We start from the raw sequence: 19,060 nt of genomic DNA, 5'->3' as shown, positions 1-19,060 counted from the left end.
TTGTTGTGATGTACTCTATTAGCTAAAGTGTCAGAATCCCTACCTCTGCGCGAGCATTATCTCGCCTTAATTGATGAAATTGTTGAAACTACTCTCAAGGGTAAGATTAGCTCTGTAGAGCAGGTATATCAAATGCTACTCAAAGGTATTACTTCCGGCACAGGAGAAGTGTTTGAGTTAGCTTTGAGCGATCGCTTGACAACCCTGCAAACCCAAGTAGATAGTGAAAAAGACGAACTAAAAAAGTCTAAAGCCACGCGTGGTTTAAGAGCAATTAAAACCATTCAAACACAATGGCAACGCTGGCAAGAGCAAAACAAAGCCACGGAAGCTATAATTCTCGCAGTCCGAGAAATTACCATTGCCAGTAATGATGAGCGTTTAGCTGTATTCTTGCGTTTAACTGACCCTAATTTAAAATATCAATTAAATTTATCCCAATTACAGCAATTAGCCAAATCCTTACAGCAATTTGGTGAAGCTAATTCCGATTTAGCGCAAATATCAACAGGAATTACTCGTGGTGTCGCTTCTTGGCAACGTATCCAAGAAAATCTACTGAGTTGGATGTATGAACAAAAAGGTTCTCTAGGATTTGGTGGTGTACCCGGAGAAAGTGGTCCTTGGGCAAGTTGGGCAAAGTTAGTCAAAAGCGAATTCCCCGCAGCATTTTTCCGCACCTTAGCACTTGAACAATCTGCAATTGAATTTGTTCAAAAACAACAAAATATTACCCTCAGTGATTGGGTAGAATTAGCAATAATTTTACAATTTTTACAACGGGGTTTAGTTAGTTGGTTTGACCAACAAGCTTATGATATCCAAGCTGGCCCCAAATTATCAATTTCTACATTTTTGACCTTTGCAGTAATTTGGAGTCAATTAGCAAATGCTTTTCAAACCCAAGGAATAGTTTACAGCAATGGAGCTTCACAAATTATGCTCCAGATTTTAAGAACTTTTGCCCAGCGTCCTTATTTCCCCCTCTACGGTGGGATTTTTGCTTCGTTTTCTGGTAGTTCTTTGCGGGATGCCTTAGATTATTTAGATGAACCTCTGCGTTCGGTGGAGAGAACTCAAGAAAAAGCCAGAATTTTGACACTTTTAGGATATTCTCAACGTGCTTTAGGCAAATATCCGCGCTCAATTAATTTTCATCAGCAAGCTTTAGAAATAGCGAGAAATGCTAAGGATAGCTATTGTGAAATTGCTAATCTTAATCATCTCAGTCGTACCTATGTCCAAGAAAAAAATTATGCCGAAGCGATTAACTACAGTCAAAGGGCATTAATTTTAAGTAGACAAGCCGGTGATAAAACTGGAGAAACTAACGCGCTGGTAAATTTAGGTTATAGCGAAGTTATGCAAGCCCAGCAGTTAGAAAATATCGAACCAGAAGTTTATGAATCGGCAATTAATTATCTTGAACAAGGTTTAAAGTTAGCAGAAAAATTAGGCGATGTTCAAAGTCAAGCTTTATGTTTTAGCAGTTTAGGTATTGCCTATTTAGTAATAGCACAACACGAAGCAGCAATTAAATATTTAGAGGTAGGTTTTAAAACTGCACAAGTTTCTGGTGATTTGTATCTCCAAGGTCGTAATTTAGCTTATTTAGCCGAAGCTTATTATCATCTCCTTAATTTTGAAAAGGCTGTTTATACTGGTGGTTTGGGAATGTATCTGCTAGAGCAAATTTCTTCCCATGAGTGGCGACAAGCCGCAGGTTTATTGACCATAATAAAAGGACAAGTTGGGGCAGATCAATTCCAAGTTTTACTTCAACAAAATCGCCCCAAAATAATTTCTGTTATCGGTGTAGATGGGTATGATTATATTCCCCAATTACTAACCAGATATCAAGATTCGTAATTTGTAATTAAACCCAGTCGTCGTTTGCCATAAATATGAGGTGAGGGTGTTGACTTCAGCTTTAAAATCTGATACGATTATCCTTGATAAGGAAGAACTATTTCATAAACATCAAGTCACTATAAATATACGTTATTCAAAACCTTTGTAGAGACAGTTCCTGTCACGTCTCTACATTTCTACTTTCTTTTCACCAGATGTCTAATGTTGGTGGGCATTCCCCAATTACGAATTACGAATTACGAATTACCCATTACCTTTTTCAATAGTTCGGGAATTTGAGAAGGACGTTCAGCTATAGGAATGTCTGCTGATTGGAAAGCTGCTAATTTATTTTGTGTTGTGCCAAAAGTGGAATCACGTCCAACAACGGTTGCTAAAGTTCCTGTTGGCCGCCAATGTTTAGTTAATGGCGCGTGTCTACCGGCAATGTAGGCAATTACTGGTTTATCAATAGCTTCAGCTATGTATCTTGCGGCTGCTTCTTCACTTCCACCTCCTGGTTGACCGACTAAAACGATCGCTTCTGTAGTTTCATCCTCATCAAGAATTTGCAACCATTGCAGGAACGATGAACCCACGATCGCATCACTACCGATGCTGACACTAATGGACTGACCTAAACCAGCCTTGGTTAATTCCCAGGCTACTTCATAGGTAAGAGTGCTGCTACGGCTCACAATCCCCACTGATCCAGGGGTGTAAAATTCGCTAGGTTGAGTTCCTAAGAGAATTTTGCCAGGAACAATAATTCCGGGGCTGTTGGGTCCAACTATCAAAATTTCACGAGTCTCTGTTTTGCGGAGTAATGTCACCATATCCAAAGGTGGCACACCAGCGGAGATAATAATGATCTGTCGAATATTAGATGCGATCGCTTCCAATGCAGCATCTAATACTTGGTAAGGGTGTACACAAATAATCGACGTGTCAATTGACCCAAATTTTGCTGTCACCTCTTCTACTAAGTCAAACACTGGCAGGTCGTACATTTGCTGTCCACCACATCCCGGATTGACACTAGCCACTAAATTAGTGCCATAAGCTTTCATTTGAGCAATATGAGTTGCTGATATAAATTCACAAAAACCCTGAATTAAAACTTTACTGTCTGGTGTTAAGTTCATATTTAGTTATTAGTTATTAGTTATTAGTTATTAGTCATTGGTCATTGGTCATTAGTTATTAGTCATTGGGAAGATGAGAAGAAAAATTAATTCTTTCTTCTTTCTTCTTTCTTCTTTCTTCTTTCTTCTTTCTTCTGCCTCCTGCCTCCTGCTCCCTGCCCCCTGAGCGAAGTCGAAGGGCTGCCTCCTATTACTGCTTTTTATGTGCAGGTAACTTAGCCAGACGAACTGCTTGTAAGACGGCCTCATCTAAATTTTCTACGACTATCAGCATTTGGGTTTCGGGTTTGAGCGTAGCTAAATATTGTCTGGCATTCTCAAAATCAGAACCAGCAAGGCGTACAACTAATCTTGGTAAGGTTCTGGACTTAATTTTACTGCCATTAGACAGAAGGGATTGGAGTTCTTTTGGGTCTAATTGTATAAAGTTGGCAATGATTTCTGCCATTTGGGACACTTGGGGAATAGTACCCAAAAAGTTAATGAGAATCACTTTAATGCTGTTGTCAGCAGCTAAGATTTTCAGACCTGTTTCTAAGCGATCGCAAAAAGTAGTTAGTGAGGTATCAGTGAGGAAAGAATGTCTTAAGTTTAAAGAAATACCAGGTTTACCACCTGCATTAGCAACTGCATCTAAGGTTGTCAACACTGAACCAGTACCATTGCCTAATATACCGATTTTCCCGTGTATTTCTAACCCATCCCAATCACCGACGATGCTGTTAATCTTGCTACCTCGATGATGGGCAACCATTTTTGCTGCCATTTGGACTATTTCTGGATGACGTTTAATTGCCCTTTCGTTGACTCTGATTTTGCCATTGAGAGCCATAACTTGCCCAGAAGCGCTGACTGCTAGAGGATTTATCTCTATTAAATCCAGGTCTTTCTGCACAAATAACTGGTACATTTTTTCTACAATATCGCTTACCGATTGCATCAGCGCACCCTGTAAGCCCATTTTCAAGCCTAGTCGTCTGGCATAAAATGGTGAAAATTCTTGTTCTACAACCACATATTGCATTTTGTCCCCTGGGGATTCCCAATCAATATCCGGTTCTTTGCAACCTAAAAGCACTGGACGACACAGGGCTGTATCTAAAACAACGGCAAGATACAATTCTTCTTTGGCATCATACTTGGATTCTGCCAGTAAGACTTCGGGCAGTTCTCCCCAAATTGGTAAATTAAAGATATTTTGAGCAGCTGCGATCGCATCAATGGTGGTTTCCACAATTCTCACTCCACCAGCTTTGGCTCTTTCATCTGCGTGTACTTGCGATTTTAGTACAATAGGATAGCGAATTTTTAAGCGTTTTAAATCTGTAGGATGGTCAATTCTCTGGGATGGTAATACGGGAATGCCCATCTTTCCAAACCATTCTTTAACTTGGTATTCCAATAAATCCATTGACACACACCTTGTATTAATAATTCCAAAGCAGGTTTGCAGTGCTGTCTTATAGGTTTTACAGCACCTTGATTGCATAAGCAAGCTTTGGTTGACTAAAAAAATTTATTTGGCACGAATTAATTTTATCTAATTCAGCAAGAGTGGTACATTCATTTCTAGAAGCCTAACCGCTGCTATTTGGTTGATGAGAGCTGATTCACCCCCTTGGTAAACTTGCCAATCTCTAAAATTACTGAAATATTATTGTATATTTTTCCTTAGATAATTTATACTCGCATTTGGATTAGCTTATTGATCATCTAGACGTATAAAAATGTAGGATCGCTATTCTGCCGTTTCTGGTTACAGATTTAACTTTGTCTGTAAAATTTTTATCGGTTAGTAAAACTATGTATCTATCTGTAACCAACGCAAGTACTTTATTTCATACGCTCAAAGATAATAAAAACTATAAAACTATATAGAAAATTAGCCATAACGCCCTATGAAAGTAGCATTCCAAAAAGAAGATTTACAACTTCTAGCCAGTATTTTGCAAGAACAATTACTGCTGGAACTTACATCTGGCCAAGTCTTCCAGGTCAAATGTGCTGTCCAAAATGATGAACTGATGATTTTAACTCAACATCCTTTAAGTGTAGTAGTTGATACAGATAAAGTATTGGCGATACTTGAAGAAGCACTCCGCTGGCAATCTCAATATGATTCACAAAGAGTACAATTCTATATCAGAGTTTCAGGAGAAAAGCTCCCTTACGCCAAACATTCCATAACGGTAAAGGCAAAGGATAGACTGGAAGACCAGGAAACTTTTAGCCAGGAAGAAATGAATGGTAGCAGCTATCTAATTTTTCCACCACTTAATCTTCCTGACTCTGCATCTAGTGTACAAGACGACTATATATCAGAAACATTACTTGGCTCTTCTACAACGGATGATTATATATCAGAAACATTACTTAGCTCTTCTACAACGGATGATGATATTTTAGAAGCTGACAACTACAAATTAGATACATCGTTTAGTTCAGATACATCGTTTAGCTCAGATACATCGTTTAGCTCAGATACATCGTTTAGTTCAGATACATCATTTAGCTCAGATACAGCGTTTAGCTCAGATACATCATTTCTGGATGATAGTGAGAATGAGTCATTAGACGAAGAAAAGTTTGATCCCTTCGCAGATGGACAAAATTTATCTAAGAAGAGAAACCTATCTCTTCCATCTTTACCCGTCCTTTTAGGTGCGGTATTGGGGATGACAGTGGTTTTTGGTGGTGGTGCTTTCTTTTTGACTCGTTCTTGCGTGATTGGCCAGTGTCAAGAGTTACAAACTGCCGAGAAATTTAAAAGTGAGTCTGAGCAGTTGATACGTCGTGCTAAATCTGAGCAGGAATTATTAGCGGTGCAACAGCAATTAGATACAGTAATTTCTGATCTAAAAATAATTCCTCAATGGTCACCTCGTCACCAGCAAGCGCAGGAACTGAGTGTAAGTTTTTCTGAGCAGTCAACAAAAATTAACCTGGTGGTAAAAGCTTTACAGGCAGGATCTGTGGCAGAGCAAAAAACTAAAACTCCAGCTAATAGCCTAGAAGAACTACGCACCAGACAAAGTTTATGGCGGCAAGCGATCGCACCATTAGAGCCGATCAAACCAGAGAATCAACTCTATGGGCTGGTAAAGGCAAAGTTGCCAAATTATCAACGCAACTTACAAACATTAAATCAGCAGTTACTCCAGGAAGAAACATGGCTGAAAAAACTAGACACAGCTAAAACCATAGCTGATTCAGCCACCCAGCGCGAAACAAAGGCTAAATCTGGTAATGACTGGCAAAGGGTAGAATCGGCTTGGCAAGGGGCTATTAATGCCTTGAAAAGTATCCCTTCAACGAGTACAGGATATCAGGAAGCACAAAACCTGTTAATGGATTATCAACCCAAATTTATCTTGGCACGCGATCGCTCTAGAAAAGAAATGCGTGCAGCTACACTCTATCAACAAGCTGTCAACCTGGCTAATCAAGCCAAAGTCTTTGAGCAAAAAAGTCAATGGCAAGCAGCAGTAGCATCTTGGCAACAAGCAGGGCAGACAGCTCGACAAATTAGCCAAGATAGCTTCAACTACAATCAAGCACAATCTCTAATTCAAGCCTATTCGACGGCTCTAGCAGAGGCACAACAAAAACAGCAACTCTATGGTAATTTAACCCAAACTCGTGCTGATCTGAGCAGCACCTGTGTCAATGGAATGCGCTTCTGCACTTTTACCATAGAGAATCAAGGTATTAGCGTCCGCTTAACCCCAGAATATGACCAAACACTACAAAGTGATAATCCTGATTTACAAAGTCACTTCCAAACCTTGCGAGAAGCACTAGGAGTAATTAGTGACAATGCTAACCTGCGTCTAGTTCTCTATAATTCCCAAGGACAGGAAAGATATATGAAGCAGCCGCAATAGAAGAAACAAGGCTTCTAGCTTCGGCTCAGAAGCTTTTGTTCTTCAAATAGTTTCACAATAAAAGTAGAATTTTGTATAAAAGCTAAAATCCAAAAGCTAAAGCATCAAGCATATATTTACCTTTCTCGCGTCCAACTTCTAAATAAATTTCTAGTAATTCTTCATAAGCAGTTTCTCCACCTATGATTTTCCAAAAATCATTACCAATAACAACAGCCTCATTAAAAGGCATATAATTTAAGGCGTATGACCACTTGTAATCAGCTTTTGTTACTCCATAAGGATTATAAGGCATAGCATAATAAGCTTTAACTTGAGGCCGATTTTTGCCCCGGAGTAAGTGAAATCTCAATAATCTTTGTGTCACCTCTAAACATTGTCCTTTATTTGGTTTTGGTGCTTTAATTTCAAAAAATAATTCTGTTCCATCTTTAGTTAAAATATATAAGTCAGTGCGAACAGTTTTAAGTTCTAAATCATCACCGCGTCTAGCATTCAAAACTGCTGTTATCATCTGCTCTAAAGATGGCTTACCTTGCTTATTTGTTACAGCAGATTCATATTTTTCTTTTTGACGTTCAGCTTCCGCAAAAGCAGCAACACTTACCTCAGCTTTAATATCATAACCTCGACGCACATCTTGATGATGTTCTAGCGCAATTAAACGAGTGCATTCTTCAAAAGAATTACCTAACTTTGTACTCAAACCTCTTTCAAATTGATTAATGCGTATTAATTCTGGTGGGATAAGTGCAGCTTGAAATGGCTTTAATTCCCCATTAGATGAATATCTGGATAAATACTCGGCTGCATTCTCTGGTTTTAAAATTTTACGTCCTTTATATTCATCTACAAGTCCATCAATAAACCCTTCTAGATATCCTTTTATTGCTGCGCGAGTTATACTATTAATAGCTATCATTTGTTAACCAATGTTTAAATAATAATGTTGAGTAAAGATTTAGCCAGATGGTAGACTACAGGAACAGAAACAGCATTACCAAATTGATGTTTAGCTTTAGTTTCATTATCTGCTATTTGGAAACTTTCTGGAAATCCTTGTAATCTTGCGTAATCTTTGGCAGTTAAAGGTTTGTAGTGATTTTTGAGATAAATTTCTTGAATGAACTTTTGCTTATATGCTTCTGGTTCATCACATTCTATAGATATAGTTGCTACATAATCTCGTGTTCCCGTCGCGGTTAAAGTGCCAATAGCATCAGCATGAGGTAAATATATTTTAGAAATTCCATTAATTCCTGATGAAATTTTAGAGTTAACAAATTCATATCCTTTGTCTTCTACAAAACGCAGAATTTCTTTGTTTACCAAAAGATTGATTTTTTCAATTTGTAACCCAGCAATTAAAGATTGTAAAACCTCAAAATTTAAAGGATTCCCATCTTTATCTCCGTAAATTTTCTTTCTGCGGTTTCTTAAAATGGTTTGACAAATTAGCTTTTCTCTCTCAGTTGTTTCTATTAAGTCCCAAGAATGAATGGTAGTATGCCCATTTCTGACATCTGAGAATAAAAAGAAATCATTTAATTCGTCTATTTTTTGAAATCTACCTCTAGAAGCAGGAATTTTACCATCTGTAAATAAAAGTTCTGAAATAAATTTCTTTTTAGAAAAATTATCGCGTTGAATATCAGGTATGACATCATATAATTTCAAATGTTTATTTACAGCTTGAGGAAAGGTAAAACCCCAACAATTACTTATATCGTTTCTAATACCAACAATAAATATTCTGTCTCTATCTTGAGGTAACCCAAAATCGTAGGAATTAAGAACTTGATATTTAACCACATAGCCGGATAATGATAAATTATCAAGTATGTATTCTAAACTTGATCTGTTTCTCGGCTCAGTTAAACCTTTAACATTTTCCAATATAAATGCTTTTGGTTGATTAGCTTTTACTACTCTAAAAACATCAATCCATAATTTACCTCTGGGATCTTCTAAACCTTTTAATTTACCTGCTATAGACCAAGGTTGACAAGGAACACCACCGACAATAACATCTATTTCAAAAGGTAGCTGGTTTAAATTAGTTACATCTCCTAAATATGGCTCGTCAGCGTTGGTATCACGAATAAAGTTATTTTGATAAACCTTGATTGCTTCTTTGTCAATTTCCGAATAACCTAAACAAATTCCTCCTAATTCTTCCAGAGGTATTCTAAAGCCACCGATGCCGGAGAATAGGTCAACAAAGGTAAATTTGGTTGTGGTTTTTATGCTTGTTATTGGTTGAAATAATTGGAATAATTCTAATTGTTGAGCCTTAATAAGAGATTTCATTGAAAATAAACAGAATTTACCAAAAAAATAATCAGGTGGGTAAAACCCACCCTAAACATTATAACCGAAAATGAAAAATATCTACTGCCAAACGTAGATAAGCAGAAACAAAATAATCCAGATAACATCAACAAAGTGCCAAAACAATGAAGTTGAATTAACTCCAAAGTGACCGGTATCGTAATTACCGGGAATGAAAGAACGAATCAAAATAATGGACTGCAACAAAATACCAGTGAAAACGTGCAAACCGTGAAAACCGGTTAACAGGTAAAACATCCCCCCAAAAGTACCGGAAGTAAACCCAAATTCTAATTCACTCCATTCCACAGCTTGTCCATATAAAAAGTAGCTACCCATGACGATTGTAGCCAACAAAAACAGGCGAAATCCTTGTAAATTGTCACGTTGTAGGCATCTTTCAGCAAAGTAAATTACAAAGCTACTAGAAACCAGAATTACTGTGTTGATTGTTGGTGCTGTAATTTCCAGTCCTGAAACACCAGCAGGTAGCCAGTTTACAGTTGTGGTTTTGTAGACAATATAGCCAGCGAAGAAACTTAAGAAAATGACACTTTCAGATAAGAGAAAGACAATAAAACCAAACATTTTATTGCCTTCTTCATCGTGTTCATGGCTGGCATGATGCAATTCTTCAGGATGAATAGAACTATCCATTGGGTAATTTCTCCTTTTTAGTTTTAAACGCAAAGGAACGCGGAGGGAAACGCAGCGAAAAGTTCATCGTTCGCGTAAGCGTTCCGCAGGAAAGCCGGGTTTCCCGGCGTAGGAAACTTTTCAAGGCAGAGGGTACGCAGAGGTTTTCTGCGTCCTTCTTTTTCTCTGCATTATTCTGCGTTTTGTAATGTTGTTTGGCGTTCCAGGTTGGCTGTTAATGGATCTGATTTTCCGTAGCCGTAAGGTCCGCTAATAATGATGGGAATTTCTTCAAAGTTTTCTACAGGAGGAGGAGAAGAAATCATCCATTCTAAACCAATTGCTCTCCAAGGATTATTAGGTGCTTTTTCACCTTGTGTCCAAGAAACTAACATATTGAAAATGAAGGGTAAGGTGGACATTCCTAATAAGAATGCACCAAGACTAGCGATAACATTCCAGAAAGTATATTCTGGTGCGTAGGAAGCGACTCGGCGTAACATCCCTTGCAAACCTAATGGGTGCATGGGTAAAAAGTTGAGGTTAGTACCAATGAATGCTAACCAAAAGTGAATTTGTCCCCAACCTTCATTAAACATCCGCCCTGTCATTTTGGGGAACCAGTGATAGATGGCTGCATACAAACCCATTGTCACTGTTCCGTAAAGAACATAATGGAAGTGACCAACTACAAAATAGGTGTTGTTAACGTGAACGTCTACTGGTACAGAAGAAAGCATAATTCCTGTAATACCAGCGAATACAAACATTACTAAAGCACCCAAAGCAAACATCATTGGTGTAGTTAATCTAATTTTTCCACCCCAAATTGTTGCTACCCAAGCAAATACTTTAATCCCTGTAGGGATGGAGACAAACATTGTTGTCATCATGAAAATCAACCGCATCCAGCCCGGAGTACCACTGACATACATATGGTGTACCCAGACGATCGCACTAACTATGGCGATTAACATGGATGAAACTGCAACTACCTTATAACCAAATAACGGTTTGCGCGAGTAAACGGGGAATATTTCTGAGAAAATCCCAAACACAGGCAGAATGATTACATAAACTGCTGGGTGGGAGTAAAACCAGAAATAATGCTGGAACATCACTGGGTTCCCGCCTTTGCTGGGGTCAAAAAAGGCAGTACCAACTGTTAAATCTAGCAGTAGCATGACTGCACCCGCAGTTAACGCAGGAAGTCCAAATAATTGGATGATTTGGGCGCTAAATACTGCCCATACAAATAAAGGCATTCTGAAGAAACCCATTCCTGGCGCACGCATTTTCACAATGGTGGTGATAAAGTTGACCGCACCCATGATGGAGGAAACGCCGGAAATCGCTACCGCTAATAACCACAGAACTTGACCGTTAATTAAGTGACCTGTGGGGTTTTGTAAACTGACGGGGGGATAAGCCCACCAACCTGCTTGGGCGGGACCACCAGGTACAAAAAAGCTGGACATGAGGAGGATTCCCACTACTGGAACCATCCAAAAGGCAACAGCATTCAGGCGAGGAAATGCCATGTCTCGCGCCCCAATCATGATGGGTACGAGGTAGTTAGCTAGACCAACGAGGGAGGGAAATGTCCACAGGAACAGCATGACGGTTCCGTGCATTGTGAACATTCCGTTATAAACGGTACGGTCTATTAAATCAGATTCGGGAGTGATAAGTTCTCCCCGCAAAATCATGGCGAAGATACCGCCGACAAGGAAGAAGATAAAGGAGGTAACTAGGTATTGAATACCTATTACTTTGTGATCTGTGCTGAAGGTAAAATATGTTTTCCAGTCGTTGGGCGGTTCGTGGTGATGTGTTTCACCAGCAATGTAAATAGGTATGTTTGTCATTGGTTGGTTTCCAAATTTGGAAGGCTCACGCAAAGGCGCAAAGGAAGAGTTAGTTAACGCGAAAAATTAACTACTGGAGGTGCAGCAGGTTTGACACTTTCCCAACCGGTTTTTATGCTTTGGTTGCTGGTTTGGGCGTATTCGCTGGCTGCTTGATTTTTCGCGGGTGTGGGGATGTGGTTTGCAGCTTTTTCTAACCACTCGTGATACTCTTCTGGAGTTTCGACAATCACGTTGGCTTGCATGGTTGCAAAGTATGTGCCGCTGTATTGGGAATCGGTGAGGCTATATTTGCCGGGGCGAATGGGTGTGAATTCAAAGTCGATGGTTTTGCCGGGAATGATGTCTTGTTTGAGGCGAAAAGCGGGAATGTAAAAGCCGTGGAGTACGTCTTCTGATTGTAGGGCTAAACGAATTCTGCGATCGCTCGGTAAATGCAATTCTGTACTAGTAATATCTTTTTCAGGATAATGAAACACCCAAGACCACTGTTTGGCTAGTACGTCAATTTTTTCTAATGGTTCACCCGCAATTTCAATTTCTGCTTCTTTTTCTTCTGCATAGGCAGTTTGTATGCCCATTGGATTATGCAGGTGTACCAGTTGGGTTGGCCCTTGAATGGCCATTTCTTCGTAAACTTGGTAACTGTAGCTGCCAATCCACAATACCAACATGATCGGTATTACTGTCCACACTACTTCTAGGGTGACGTTACCTTCAATGTGTGGTCCATCATTCAAATCGTAGCTTTTGGCGCGGTGGAAGGTGACAGAATACAAAACGGTACTGATAACAGCCAAAAAGATGAAAGCACCTAATGTCACTAAAAAGCTAAATAAATCATCAACAAGATGAGATTCAGCCGCGCCTTGGGGGGGAAGCCAAGAATAAGCCTGTTTACCAATGAAGATACTGGTAATCGTGACAATCAGCCCCCCAGTCATCAAGGTCAAAAGATTTAAAATCAGCCGAATGTTCATAATTAGTCATTAGTCATTGGTCAGTTGTCAGTGGTAATTAGGAATAAGCAACAAAAGGTTCTTAATTACGAATTACGAATTAATTACCCAATACCTGATTGATGTCTTGTCCCATTCTCAATAAGTTATCAGCAGTGTTATGGACACCAAATTCACCTGCTAATTGCGCTCCTAATGTGCCATGTAAATACATGACAAACATGATGGAAATTCCTGCTAATAAATAAGTCCAGCGCACTTGTTGATCTGAATCTTTACAGGAAATATAACGTTGCCATCCTCTCCAAAATGTCATGGCAATCATCAAAGCTAATAAGAAAACTCCGCCTACACCATGCCACATCATGGTTTCCATTGCTTGCAAACCCCAAGCACTTTTTAAGTCTGTTGGTGGAGTTGCTAACAACATTTCATAAAAACCAGCCGCAACTGTGAAAAATGTAATCACAGCTGCACCTACCATGTTGTACCAACCAACTTCAAATAATTGGGCGCGTTCAACAGCTAAACCCAAATATTTAAACAGCCAGTTTTCTAAGGGAAAAAGGACACCAGCTATATCAAAGATAATGCCAATGATGAATAATCCCAAAGTTAAATGAACTAAATTAGGATGAATAGGAATTGTGTAAGGTAATCCATTTGCTCCCATTTGGGCGCTGACTTGATCAATTAATTCTGAGTTCATGGTAAGATTCCATCCTTTACGGCTTCCACAACTGGAACTGTGTGCAGTCCGTAAACCCACACTAATTCATCACCGAGATATACTTGAAAACTAACAAGTATGGTTAAAAGTAACCCAACTGCTAAATAATGAATTGGTAATCTTTGTGGGTCACGAGTGCGGAGTACATAACGCCAAGCTGTAATTGCAGCGAGAATTCCTGACAGTGACCAACCGATTAAGGTGTGGTAATTTAATACTGATTTGACTAGGTTGTAAGGTTTGGCTAACCCTGCTTCAAATTGACCAAAGATAATGGCAATGAAAATGGATACTGTAGCTACAAATAAGTTCCACCAACCTACTTCAAAGAAGCCAGTTTTTCCAGTTAAAAAGCCAACTAAATCACAGAAAAATGCAAACAATATCATCGCAATTACGAAGTGAACTACGATGGGATGCAGTGGATCTGGATAGGGTAAATTATGCTCGTTTAGCGACGTTAAGGACTCGAACATGGAATTCTCCTGGATTTATTTACTACTCCTCTGCCACATTTAAATAATTGATAGATATCAATTATTGTCACTATCAAAAATCACACGTTAATCATTAGAAAATTTTCTACTTCCAATACCCAAATGTATAGCGAATGATTTTGGGTCAAGTCTTATGCTCATAACGACAGTCTGTAACAGCAATTCTCGATGTATACTGCAAACGGGTGAAATCTGGACTTATGTCATACTGAGCGTAACGTAGTGCAGCGAAGTATCTCGGAGATTCTTCACTTCGTTCAGAATGACACTTTTGAACCGTTTTGAGTATAGCTAAACTAAATCGCTGTTGGGGTTTTGATTTACTAGACCTATTTTTTAGGTTACGTAAATTTTTATAAATTGTCAAAAAACTAAAAGCTGAACTTTTAGAATAAGAGGGAGTAAGAAAGAAAATATGCTAATCTAGCTACCTTTGCTTTCTTTAAATTATTATGAAATAAAAGGCATATATTTTGATGTCTAGTGCTGTACATATAAGAATTATTACTTTGTCATCTAAATAACAGAAATTTAGATTATTTCTGGTACTGATAAAAATTGTCTATTTGCTCATTTTTATCTAGTTAAGAATTATTGTAAATTATTTGCTGTAGGCTGGATGAGAGAAACGTACCGCTTGTTTATAAATTTCTTAAGTAAATGTCTGAATCAGGATTTACAGGATTAAAGGATTATCAGGATTAATCATACATTGTCTTCTTCATGCTGAAAATATTTAAATATCTAATATGGCTTAATCTCCTGTCAGGGATACAGGATTTCTAAGATTAAATGATTAGCAGGATTAATCATACATTGTCTTGATATTTTTGATCCTGTAAATCCTTTAATCCTGTAAATCCTGATTCAGACAGTTGAAATTTTCTAAATGCTACTAGATACCTGGCAGTTTTACCAAATATAAAATAATCCCAATTAGTGAACCTAAAATTAGTCCTATACTGCTTAAAGAACTAATAGCAAAGCCTATACCTCGCTTTTCTGCTGCTTGATAATATCCCCATGCATAAGCAATGCGTCCTATTATCCAAGCTGTACCTAAAGCAGAAGCCCAAATTGGACTGATATAAATTGAGAACAACCATAAAGCAGGTAAAAATAAAATCAGTTGTTCTAAGGTATTTTGTTGAACGCGCAGCACTCTTTCAAAATCAGGGTTTCCTACTGTTTGAGGAGGACTAATTTTATATTTAAATCTGGCTCTACCAACATTAATTGTGACTACAAAGTAAACAATAAGTGCCAGCACTGTAACAAGGCTAGTCCAAGGAGACATAGATAATTAAAAATTGAAAATTACTAAATAAATTATAGTGCATAATGATCATAATTTTGGCTCAAAATCAACGCAATTGCGATATTTGCAATAAGGATAAAAATGTACATTCCCAAACTAGGCGCGGTTGAGCATAAGATAATAAATTTTTGCGAGTTTTTTCTAATTGTTCAATAATTTTGGGTTGATGTATTTGTTGCCAGTAAGATTGTTGTAGATAATCAATTAACCATAATTGCGCTTCTGTATCTAATTCTTTATCAATTCTCTGGGCTAATTCTAAAGCATTGCGGTAAGATTTAGGCGTTTTTGTTAGCTGTTGGAGTAGTTCATTGGGAATTGTTTGTAATTGTTGATAAGATGCGATCGCACTTCCAGGACTACCCGCTGCTAAACTCAATACTTCTGGATGCTGTAAAATCTCTTCATTCCCTGTCTGTGTCAGCACTTGAGCCACAGAGGCTGTATCTAGTCGATAAAAAGGAATCTTCTGACAACGGGAAACTAAGGTCGGTAAAACAGACTCAGCAGAAGGTGCAATTAAAATTAATGTCGCTTTTCCCGGTTCTTCTAAGGTTTTGAGTAAAGCATTTGCAGCTGCTTCGGCCATTGTTTCGGCTTGTTCTAAAACTACTATGTTTCTCGGTGCTTCTAAAGGTGGACGGGAAAGAAACTGGGTAATTTCTCGAATTTGTTCTAAGCGAATTACAGGAGGTGCTTTACGTTTCACTCCTTTTTCTGCTGCTTCGGCTGCGGTGAGTCTTTGTCCTTGATATTGATAAGTTGGTTGTACCCAAAATAAGGAAGGGTGATTTCCTTGACGAATACGATTGTGTAAGGTGGGTATTTGCTGTGGTTCTACGGAAATAGAAAACAGCAATTCAATAAAACATTTAGCTGCTAAACTTCGTCCCACACCTTCAGCACCAACAAACATATAAGCTGGGGCAATGCGGTTTTGTTTAACAGCTTGGGTTAATAATTCTATTGCTTGTTTTTGTCCTATTAATGGGGAAAACATTACGAATTAAAAAATCTATCGCTCAAAATTTCTTTGATAGTCTGTTGCACAAATTCTTTACTTAAACTTCCATCTATTCGGAAAATTCGTGACGGGTAAGTTGCGGCTAATTCTGTATAGCCTTGTTGGACACGATGATGAAATGCGATCGCTTCTTGCTCTATTCTATCTAGTGCTGCTTCACTGCCACGTTTCCGCGCTAGTCCCACTTCCACATCAACATCTAGCCAAATAGTCAAATCGCTTTCTAACCCACCAGTCGCAATGTTATTAAGCTGATTAATGATACTCATACTCAAACCCCTGCCATAACCTTGATAGGCAATGGTAGAGTCAGTATAGCGATCGCACAAAATATATTTTCCCGCTGCTAAATTAGGTTTCAGTTCCTCTGCAATGTGTTGCGCTCTATCCGCAGCATACAACAATAATTCTGTTACTTCCCCCACTGGCTTATCTTCCGACTTTTCCAGTAATAACCTTCGTAAATGTGAACCTAACTCCGTTCCCCCCGGTTCACGAGTCAACACTACGGATATACTTAAACTCTGTAACCACTGATAACACAGTTGCATCTGGGTAGTTTTACCACAACCTTCCACACCTTCAAATACAATTAATTTACCACTCATGTTTTAAAACTTTTCCCCCACCAATTTTTTTAACCTCAGACAAAAAAAGACTTATGTTACGTTCCTATAGTCCAGTCTCCCATCAGTTTGCATTCCAAAGTTTACCAAGAAGCATGACTACTTTGGAAACCTGGACTTTCGGTATCACCAACCATCTCAGTTGGCCTACACTAGTCGCAACCGTTCATGCGGACTTGGGAACGGCAGCTATATTTGTTTGGGTTCCGGCAATCATCGTGGGAATGTTAATCAACTATCAAGTTAAGCATCTAGGTAGAAATTTATTAGATGTATCTGGTGGTACTCCTAACTACATAGCCCGGTTATGGAATGGCCACCCCATTATTGCTCGTTATGCTGCAATTGGATATCTCATCTCCTGGCTTTCCGTTGTCCCACTCAATGCCGTCATCATCACAGAGATGATTAAATCTAATCTGGATGTATTGGGTATTACCTGTCCAGAACTAATTTTCAAACTCGGTTTTACCATACTACCTTTTGTTCTTGCCTTTAGTGGCAGTCGTGCCTTAAGTATTTTACATTTATTATTTTCACTGCCGGCTTTACTTGTACTCTTATCATTTTGTCTGCAAGGACTCGGTTTTTTAGCTTTTTCTCCTCATAGTCCCAGCTTTTTTCCTGAACATTGGTCATCATTAAGTTTTATAAATTGGGCTAAATGGTTCTTTTTTATCAGCTATACAGCCTATAGTTGTGAAACTGTTTCCTCTTTTATCGCTGATAGTCGTCATCCCCAACAAACCTTAAAATTTCTAGATATTGCAACTTGGTTAATGCCACCCATTTTTATTGGTGGTTCTTGGGTAATAATTCGTTTATCTACCCTGCCAGATTTAGGGGATGATGCTTATCTTAACCTTGTTGCCGCTGCTACCCAATTTTGGGGAGACTTTGCCCCTATCACCATCACTTTTTTACTCGCTGGATGTTGTTTACTCGGTTCAGCAACCGCTGTTTCTAATTCCCCCCGAATTATTTACCAGTTAGCTAGAGATAAGCATTTAGCATCGGTATTTTCTCTAGTTTCCTCTCGTGGAGTCTTTGGTTCAGCACTGGTTTTGAGTTTATGTATATGTATAATTTACTTTCTGTGGGGAGACATATCTCAAATTGTCATCGTGGGGAATGTAGCCTGGTTTGTAGCATTCATGCTTATGCACTTGGGGTTATGGAGAAAACGAAATCAAGCTGACGTATTGTGGCCAAAACTATCTTTAGTTGTTTATATCTTAGAAGCTGTAATTCTGTTAGTAACTGCCTATGCGTGGGGTTGGCAAGATTTTCTAGCCGGGTTGTTAGCGCCATTTGTTGTATTAGCGATTGATGCTTTTGTCCGTTATCTTCCCCTCCCGGTTTTCCGTTCCTATTGGTGGATAAGGCTGTATAAATCACAACGACGCACACCAGTCAAAGATTCCCTATTGATACAAGTGGGGATGTTGATGTTTCTGTTATGCGGTGCAGTTTTAGCAGGTTGTGTATTTGTTTGGCTGTTGAATGCACCTCCCAACACTACTACAAAGAATCTGATTGTCATCTTGTTGATTACAGTAGCATTTGTAGGAGTTGCGATCGCTTGTTGGACAAGTTTACCCGAAGTAATAGCCTTAGCAGAAGCACGGGAATCAGCCGAACACCTATTTACCATTGCCCAAGATGCTATTTTAGTCGTAGATGAACAGGGTATTATTCGTCAAGCAAACCCCGCAACAGAAGATTTTTTTGGTTTCAACCCATCCCAATTATTGGGATATCACCTCCAAAAATTTCTCCCCCAATTAACTGAATATCCAGAAGAATGGCAAAATCGAGGGGAACATACCCTGCATCATCATCATAAAATCAGAACTCTAGAAGTTTCCATCTCAGACCGACTTCATCAAGATTTTCAAGAATATGTAGTCATTGTTCACGACATCACCCAGCGCAAACAAGCAGAGGAAATATTACGACAATCTGAAGCCCAATTAAAAGAAGAAGCACAACTATTAGCAACTCAATTAGTACAAAGTGAAAAAATGTCTAGTTTGGGTCAATTGGTAGCAGGTGTAGCACACGAAATTAATAACCCAGTTAGCTTTATTTATGGCAATCTTAGCCCCGCTAATCAATATATCCAAGATTTAATTAAACTCATCCAACTTTATCAGCAGCATTATCCCCATCCCAACCCAGAAATACAAAA

15 protein-coding genes are annotated in these 19,060 nt (G+C 38.7%); 3 read left to right on the top strand and 12 right to left on the bottom strand.

The genetic code is table 11. From position 1 onward, the window contains the following. The first annotated feature begins 27 nt into the window (after nucleotides 1-27). Entirely contained in the window at nucleotides 28-1,869 is a 1,842-nt protein-coding gene (locus ACSQ6I_RS25715; RefSeq protein WP_438893070.1) for a tetratricopeptide repeat protein, read from the top strand. Between the two features lie 239 nt (nucleotides 1,870-2,108). Here ACSQ6I_RS25715 and ACSQ6I_RS25710 read toward each other — a convergent pair whose 3' ends face one another. Further along, nucleotides 2,109-2,996, bottom strand: a complete 888-nt coding sequence (locus ACSQ6I_RS25710) for a succinate--CoA ligase subunit alpha (RefSeq protein ID WP_438893069.1) — start codon at nucleotides 2,994-2,996, stop codon at nucleotides 2,109-2,111. Between the two features lie 190 nt (nucleotides 2,997-3,186). Then, on the bottom strand, nucleotides 3,187-4,407 hold the full coding sequence (locus tag ACSQ6I_RS25705; protein ID WP_438893068.1) for an ATP-grasp domain-containing protein: 1,221 nt from the start codon (nucleotides 4,405-4,407) through the stop codon (nucleotides 3,187-3,189). 487 nt (nucleotides 4,408-4,894) lie between these two features. Between ACSQ6I_RS25705 and ACSQ6I_RS25700 the strand changes: the two genes are divergently transcribed. Beyond that, nucleotides 4,895-6,880: a hypothetical protein gene (locus ACSQ6I_RS25700; protein ID WP_438893067.1), complete on the top strand. Its 1,986-nt coding sequence runs from the start codon at nucleotides 4,895-4,897 to the stop codon at nucleotides 6,878-6,880. An 82-nt stretch (nucleotides 6,881-6,962) separates the two neighbouring features. Here the strand turns inward: ACSQ6I_RS25700 and ACSQ6I_RS25695 are convergent, their stop codons facing one another. The 10 genes from ACSQ6I_RS25695 to tmk all read right to left on the bottom strand — a co-directional run bounded on the left by ACSQ6I_RS25695 (nucleotide 6,963) and on the right by tmk (nucleotide 16,851). Next, the gene (locus ACSQ6I_RS25695) at nucleotides 6,963-7,802 is read right to left on the bottom strand and encodes a TdeIII family type II restriction endonuclease (RefSeq protein WP_438893066.1); all 840 of its coding nucleotides are present in this window, start codon (nucleotides 7,800-7,802) and stop codon (nucleotides 6,963-6,965) included. A gap of 14 nt (nucleotides 7,803-7,816) precedes the next feature. Next, nucleotides 7,817-9,190: a DNA cytosine methyltransferase gene (locus ACSQ6I_RS25690; protein ID WP_438893065.1), complete on the bottom strand. Its 1,374-nt coding sequence runs from the start codon at nucleotides 9,188-9,190 to the stop codon at nucleotides 7,817-7,819. An 81-nt stretch (nucleotides 9,191-9,271) separates the two neighbouring features. Continuing rightward, nucleotides 9,272-9,868: a cytochrome c oxidase subunit 3 gene (locus ACSQ6I_RS25685; protein ID WP_438893064.1), complete on the bottom strand. Its 597-nt coding sequence runs from the start codon at nucleotides 9,866-9,868 to the stop codon at nucleotides 9,272-9,274. A 170-nt stretch (nucleotides 9,869-10,038) separates the two neighbouring features. Continuing rightward, a complete protein-coding gene (ctaD, locus tag ACSQ6I_RS25680) occupies nucleotides 10,039-11,715 on the bottom strand; it encodes a cytochrome c oxidase subunit I (RefSeq protein WP_438893063.1) in 1,677 nt (558 codons plus the stop codon). 53 nt (nucleotides 11,716-11,768) lie between these two features. Beyond that, nucleotides 11,769-12,695 carry a cytochrome c oxidase subunit II gene (locus tag ACSQ6I_RS25675; protein ID WP_438893062.1) on the bottom strand — a complete coding sequence of 309 codons (927 nt, stop codon included), beginning with the start codon at nucleotides 12,693-12,695 and terminating at the stop codon, nucleotides 11,769-11,771. A 79-nt stretch (nucleotides 12,696-12,774) separates the two neighbouring features. Then, nucleotides 12,775-13,383 carry a DUF2231 domain-containing protein gene (locus tag ACSQ6I_RS25670; protein ID WP_438893061.1) on the bottom strand — a complete coding sequence of 203 codons (609 nt, stop codon included), beginning with the start codon at nucleotides 13,381-13,383 and terminating at the stop codon, nucleotides 12,775-12,777. After that, entirely contained in the window at nucleotides 13,380-13,880 is a 501-nt protein-coding gene (locus ACSQ6I_RS25665; RefSeq protein ID WP_438893060.1) for a DUF2231 domain-containing protein, read from the bottom strand. Before ACSQ6I_RS25665 ends, ACSQ6I_RS25670 begins: the two co-directional genes overlap by 4 nt. Nucleotides 13,881-14,796: 916 nt before the next feature. Further along, complete coding sequence (locus ACSQ6I_RS25660) at nucleotides 14,797-15,198, bottom strand: MAPEG family protein (RefSeq protein ID WP_438893059.1); 402 nt, start codon at nucleotides 15,196-15,198, stop codon at nucleotides 14,797-14,799. A gap of 67 nt (nucleotides 15,199-15,265) precedes the next feature. Next, nucleotides 15,266-16,219 carry a DNA polymerase III subunit delta' gene (holB, locus tag ACSQ6I_RS25655; protein WP_438893058.1) on the bottom strand — a complete coding sequence of 318 codons (954 nt, stop codon included), beginning with the start codon at nucleotides 16,217-16,219 and terminating at the stop codon, nucleotides 15,266-15,268. After that, nucleotides 16,219-16,851, bottom strand: a complete 633-nt coding sequence (gene tmk / locus ACSQ6I_RS25650) for a dTMP kinase (protein ID WP_438893057.1) — start codon at nucleotides 16,849-16,851, stop codon at nucleotides 16,219-16,221. Before tmk ends, holB begins: the two co-directional genes overlap by 1 nt. Before the next feature lie 53 nt (nucleotides 16,852-16,904). Between tmk and ACSQ6I_RS25645 the strand changes: the two genes are divergently transcribed. Next, nucleotides 16,905-19,060: amino acid permease (locus ACSQ6I_RS25645; protein WP_438893056.1), on the top strand; the 2,156-nt coding region annotated here is incomplete at its 3' end.

The organism is Anabaena sp. WFMT, assembly GCF_051781005.1.
Classification (GTDB): domain Bacteria; phylum Cyanobacteriota; class Cyanobacteriia; order Cyanobacteriales; family Nostocaceae; genus Anabaena.
The sequence above is the reverse complement of the archived record's forward strand: the minus strand, read 5'-3'. Positions and strand labels throughout refer to the sequence as shown.

Excerpts from the sequence above, each read along its gene's own strand:
- ACSQ6I_RS25710 (WP_438893069.1), bottom strand. The coding sequence starts at position 2,996 with ATGAACTTAACACCAGACAGTAAAGTTTTAATTCAGGGTTTTTGTGAA.
- ACSQ6I_RS25705 (WP_438893068.1), bottom strand. The coding sequence starts at position 4,407 with ATGGATTTATTGGAATACCAAGTTAAAGAATGGTTTGGAAAGATGGGC.
- ACSQ6I_RS25700 (WP_438893067.1), top strand. The coding sequence starts at position 4,895 with ATGAAAGTAGCATTCCAAAAAGAAGATTTACAACTTCTAGCCAGTATT.
- ACSQ6I_RS25695 (WP_438893066.1), bottom strand. The coding sequence starts at position 7,802 with ATGATAGCTATTAATAGTATAACTCGCGCAGCAATAAAAGGATATCTA.
- ACSQ6I_RS25690 (WP_438893065.1), bottom strand. The coding sequence starts at position 9,190 with ATGAAATCTCTTATTAAGGCTCAACAATTAGAATTATTCCAATTATTT.
- ACSQ6I_RS25685 (WP_438893064.1), bottom strand. The coding sequence starts at position 9,868 with ATGGATAGTTCTATTCATCCTGAAGAATTGCATCATGCCAGCCATGAA.
- ctaD (WP_438893063.1), bottom strand. The coding sequence starts at position 11,715 with ATGACAAACATACCTATTTACATTGCTGGTGAAACACATCACCACGAA.
- ACSQ6I_RS25675 (WP_438893062.1), bottom strand. The coding sequence starts at position 12,695 with ATGAACATTCGGCTGATTTTAAATCTTTTGACCTTGATGACTGGGGGG.
- ACSQ6I_RS25670 (WP_438893061.1), bottom strand. The coding sequence starts at position 13,383 with ATGAACTCAGAATTAATTGATCAAGTCAGCGCCCAAATGGGAGCAAAT.
- ACSQ6I_RS25665 (WP_438893060.1), bottom strand. The coding sequence starts at position 13,880 with ATGTTCGAGTCCTTAACGTCGCTAAACGAGCATAATTTACCCTATCCA.
- ACSQ6I_RS25660 (WP_438893059.1), bottom strand. The coding sequence starts at position 15,198 with ATGTCTCCTTGGACTAGCCTTGTTACAGTGCTGGCACTTATTGTTTAC.
- holB (WP_438893058.1), bottom strand. The coding sequence starts at position 16,219 with ATGTTTTCCCCATTAATAGGACAAAAACAAGCAATAGAATTATTAACC.
- tmk (WP_438893057.1), bottom strand. The coding sequence starts at position 16,851 with ATGAGTGGTAAATTAATTGTATTTGAAGGTGTGGAAGGTTGTGGTAAA.